This window comes from Streptomyces katrae (assembly GCF_000966975.1).
GTDB classification, from domain to species: domain Bacteria; phylum Actinomycetota; class Actinomycetes; order Streptomycetales; family Streptomycetaceae; genus Streptomyces; species Streptomyces katrae.
The window spans coordinates 1-3,847 of record NZ_JZWV01000796.1; the positions used below are offsets into that span (position 1 = coordinate 1).

General features: G+C 72.1%; 5 protein-coding genes. 1 reads left to right on the top strand and 4 read right to left on the bottom strand.

What is annotated here, in order from left to right; translation table 11 throughout:
* Window positions 1–62: 62 nt before the first annotated feature.
* Entirely contained in the window at window positions 63–728 is a 666-nt protein-coding gene (locus VR44_RS26715) for a hypothetical protein (protein ID WP_045950165.1), read from the bottom strand.
* A 47-nt stretch (window positions 729–775) separates the two neighbouring features.
* Between VR44_RS26715 and VR44_RS26720 the strand changes: the two genes are divergently transcribed.
* Complete coding sequence (locus VR44_RS26720) at window positions 776–964, top strand: DUF5703 family protein (protein WP_045950166.1); 189 nt, start codon at window positions 776–778, stop codon at window positions 962–964.
* 67 nt (window positions 965–1,031) lie between these two features.
* Here the strand turns inward: VR44_RS26720 and VR44_RS26725 are convergent, their stop codons facing one another.
* The 3 genes from VR44_RS26725 to VR44_RS26735 all read right to left on the bottom strand — a co-directional run bounded on the left by VR44_RS26725 (window position 1,032) and on the right by VR44_RS26735 (window position 3,667).
* Entirely contained in the window at window positions 1,032–1,766 is a 735-nt protein-coding gene (locus VR44_RS26725) for a chaplin (protein WP_245692255.1), read from the bottom strand.
* Window positions 1,767–1,957: 191 nt separating this feature from the next.
* Entirely contained in the window at window positions 1,958–2,191 is a 234-nt protein-coding gene (gene chpH / locus VR44_RS26730; RefSeq protein WP_045950168.1) for a chaplin ChpH, read from the bottom strand.
* Window positions 2,192–2,326: 135 nt separating this feature from the next.
* Complete coding sequence (locus VR44_RS26735) at window positions 2,327–3,667, bottom strand: M20/M25/M40 family metallo-hydrolase (protein ID WP_045950169.1); 1,341 nt, start codon at window positions 3,665–3,667, stop codon at window positions 2,327–2,329.
* Window positions 3,668–3,847 lie beyond the last annotated feature (180 nt).

The following is a 3,847-nucleotide window of genomic DNA, read 5'->3' on the forward strand; positions in this document are numbered from 1 at the left end:
AGTGGCGGGGTGAACGGGCGCGCCGCCTCCGCCCGGAGGGGACGGAGGCGGCGCGGTGGGGCTCAGGCCGGGGTCAGTCCGGTCGGCGCGGCGGGGCTCTCGTCGGTGTCGTCGTCCTCGAAGTACTCCGCGTCCTCGTCGAAGACGGAGCTCACGTCGAACCGGTGCAGGACGTCCTGGGGATCGGTCTGCCCGAAGGGCGAGGCCAGCCAGTCCCCCGGTTCCGCGACCTCCTCCAGCGCCGCGATCCAGAGGGTGGAGTCGCCCTCCTCCAGGCCGAAGTCCTTGGAGCGGGAGGCGATCTCATCGGGCTCGTACTCCCCGAAGAGCACCCCCAGCGCTCCGCCGGTGCCGCCGTCGTCGATGAGTTCGGCGTCGCGGTCGTGCGCGGCGACGCGTTCGGCCTGGGCGATCAGCCGGGCCGGTTCGACGACGGCGTAGTCGCGTCGGATGAGCACGCTGAAGGCGGCGGGCTCGGCGGGGCCGGTGTAGCGGGCCCCGGTCTCGGGTGTGGGGATCTCGAAGGGGGTGACCTCGTCGTAGCGGTCGTAGAGGAGTTCGTCGTACTCCTCGGCGGCGGCGGCGAGTTCGTTGAAGGCGGCGTAGACGGCCGGGTCCTCGTCCCCGATCCTGCTCTCGACCGCGGCGAGGTGACGGTCGAGAGCGGCCTTGACCGCCTCGGCGGCGGCGCGTACCTCGGCAACAGTGGGCAGAGCGGCATCAGACATAGTGCAGACGCTATCCGTAGCGGGCCGGTGCCCGCACAATAGATGCGATGCCGGAATACGAATTCGTCGACGTGTACGTGCCCCGCGGGACCCCCCGCAAGGAGGCGACCCGCCTGCTGACCGACCATGCGGAGTACGGGCATTGGGAGCTCGACCGCCTGACCCTGTACCGGGACGGCAGCCGCCGCGCGCGGCTGCGCCGCCGGATCATCCGCCAGGTCAGAGCGACCTGGTGACCGTTCGTCCGCCGGGCACACGGCGACGCGGGCCCCGGAGTTCCGGGACCCGCGTCGTGGGTGTCCGTCAGGCGGAGTTGCGGGCGCGCCGGTAGAGCACCGTGCCGGCCAGCAGCAGTCCGCCCGCGAGCGGGAGGCCGGCCGTCATGGCGGCACCGGCTCCGGTGGCGGCGAGTGCCGCGTCCGGCGCGGGCGCGGAGTGGGCGGCGGGAGTGGTGCTGCCGCCCGTGCCGGGGCCGGTGGTGGTGCCGGGCGTTCCCGTGCCCGGGGTCCCGGTACCGGGCGTGCCCGTGCCGGGGGTCTGGCCGCCCGGGGTGCCGGGGTTCTGCTGTCCGCCGCCCGGGGTACCCGTGCCCGGGGTGCCGGGCGTCTGGCCGCCCGGGGTGCCGGGGTGGCCGCCCGGGGTGCCGGGGTGGCCGCCCGGCGTGTGACCGCCCGGCGTACCGGGGTTCCCGGGCTGGCCCGGGTGCTCTCCGCCCGGGTGGCCGGGGTGTTCCGGCTCGTCGTCGCAGTCCTCGTCGCCGTCGCCCGGGTTCCCGGGGTGGCCCGGGGTGCCCGGGTTTCCGGGGTGGCCCGGGTGCTGCGGCCCGTGGGACTCGTTGGCGCAGCGGTTGCCGAAGGCCGGGTTCAGACCCCCCACCACCGTCACGGTGTTGCCGCAGGCGTTGACCGGAACGTCCACCGGCGCCTGCACGTTGTTCCCGGACAGGACGCCCGGCGAGTTCGCGGTGTGCCCGGAGGCGCCCGCGTCCGCCTGTGCGTAGCCGCCTCCGAGCGCGAGGACACCCCCCGCCGCCGCCATCGTGATCAGTGTCTTCCTCGTGACCTGGACAGGTCGTCGCATCTGTACTCGTCCCCTGGTGTGTGCGTTCGCGCGGCGCACAGGCTGTACGGGCTCCCCCGCCTGCCACGCCGACATGATCTGGTCCGGGCCGTAAAGCCCGGCGGCCCCGGAGCGCTGGATTGCGCTCCGGGGCCAGAACTTCAGAAGCGTCAGGCGTTGACGCAGGTGTTGCCGAAGGCCGGGTTCAGCAGGGCGATGATGTTCACGGTGTTGCCGCAGACGTTGACCGGCACGTGGACCGGAACCTGGACGACGTTGCCGGAAGCGACACCGGGGGAGCCGATGGCCGCACCCTGGGCGCCCGCGTCGGCGACGGCGAGACCGGCGCCCGCGAGAACCAGACCACCGGTGGCAGCCGCAGCGGCGACAACCTTCTTGAGCATTGTTCCTCCTAGTAGGCAATGCGGTCCCAGCCGCGGACCGCACACCTGTAACGAGGAGGGATCACCGGGGCTACGAGCGTATGAGCGCATTCACTCTTCTCAGTGGAATCCGCACACCTTCCCGAATCCCCGGCGTTAGGCGTTGTCGATGAAGCGGTCGAGCACCCGCACGCCGAACTTCAGGCCGTCGACCGGAACCCGCTCGTCCACTCCGTGGAACATGCCCGCGAAGTCCAGCTCCGGCGGCAGCTGGAGCGGCGCGAAGCCGAAGCAGCGGATGCCGAGGTCGTCGAAGGACTTGGCGTCCGTACCGCCCGAGAGCATGTACGGCACGGCGCGCGCGATCGGGTCCTCGGCCCGGAGGGCGCCCTGCATGGCGTCCACGAGCTTCCCGTCGAAGTCCGTCTCCAGGGCCTTGTCGGCGTGCACGTCCTCCCGCTTCACGCGCGGGCCGAGGATCCGGTCGAGGTCCGCGAAGAACTCGTCCTCGTAGCCCGGCAGGAAGCGGCCGTCCACGTGCGCCGTGGCCTGGCCGGGGATGACGTTGACCTTGTAGCCGGCGCCGAGCATCGTCGGGGCGGCCGAGTTGCGCAGGGTCGCGCCGACCATCTTGGCGATCCCGCCGAGCTTGGCGAGGGTGGCGTCCATGTCGTCGGGGTCGAGCGGGGTTCCGAGCGCGTCCGAGAGTTCGTCGAGGAAGTGTCGAACGGTCTTCGTGACGCGGACCGGCCAGGTGTGGCGGCCGAGGCGTCCGACGGCCTCGCACAGCTCCGTGATCGCGTTGTCGGTGTTGGTCATCGAGCCGTGGCCGGCGGTGCCCTCCACCGTCAGCCGCATCCAGTGCATGCCCTTCTGGGCGGTCTCCACCAGGTAGAGGCGGAGGTTCTCGTTCACCGTGAAGGAGAAGCCGCCGACCTCGCCGATCGCCTCGGTGACCCCTTCGAAGAGCCCGGGGTGCTTGTCCACGAGGTGCCGGGCGCCGTACGTGCCGCCCGCCTCCTCGTCGGCGAGGAAGGCCAGCACGATGTCGCGCGGGGGCTTGCGCCCGCTGCGCATGCGGTCGCGCACGACGGCCAGCGTCATCGCGTCCATGTCCTTCATGTCGACCGCGCCGCGGCCCCACACGCAGCCGTCGGCGATCTCGCCCGAGAACGGGTCGTAGGTCCAGTCGGCGGCGTTGGCCGGGACCACGTCGGTGTGCCCGTGGATCAGCAGCGCCGGCCGTGAGGGGTCCTCGCCCTCGATACGGGCCACGGTCGAGGCGCGCCCCTTGTGCGATTCGAAGATCTGCGGCTCCAGTCCGACCTCGGCGAGCTTCTCGGCGACCCATTCGGCCGCCTTGCGCTCGCCGGGGCCCGAGTGGTCCCCGTAGTTGCTGGTGTCGATCCGGATGAGGTCCCGGCAGAGGTCGACGACCTCGTCCTGGCCCGAGACGGTCTTGCCCGCGCCCGCTGCGCTCACGCTGCTTCCTCCCATTGATCACGTACCGGCTGTCTCTCCATCCTCCCGCCCGGAGCCGCTCTCCCCAAGGGCCGTCCGCCGGCCGGAGGGGGGTGATCGAGGACCCCGGACTGTTTGGTAATGTTTTCCACGTCGGAACGGCCGCGAGGCCGGGACGCACACACCCGGTCCGGGTGGCGGAATGGCAGACGCGCT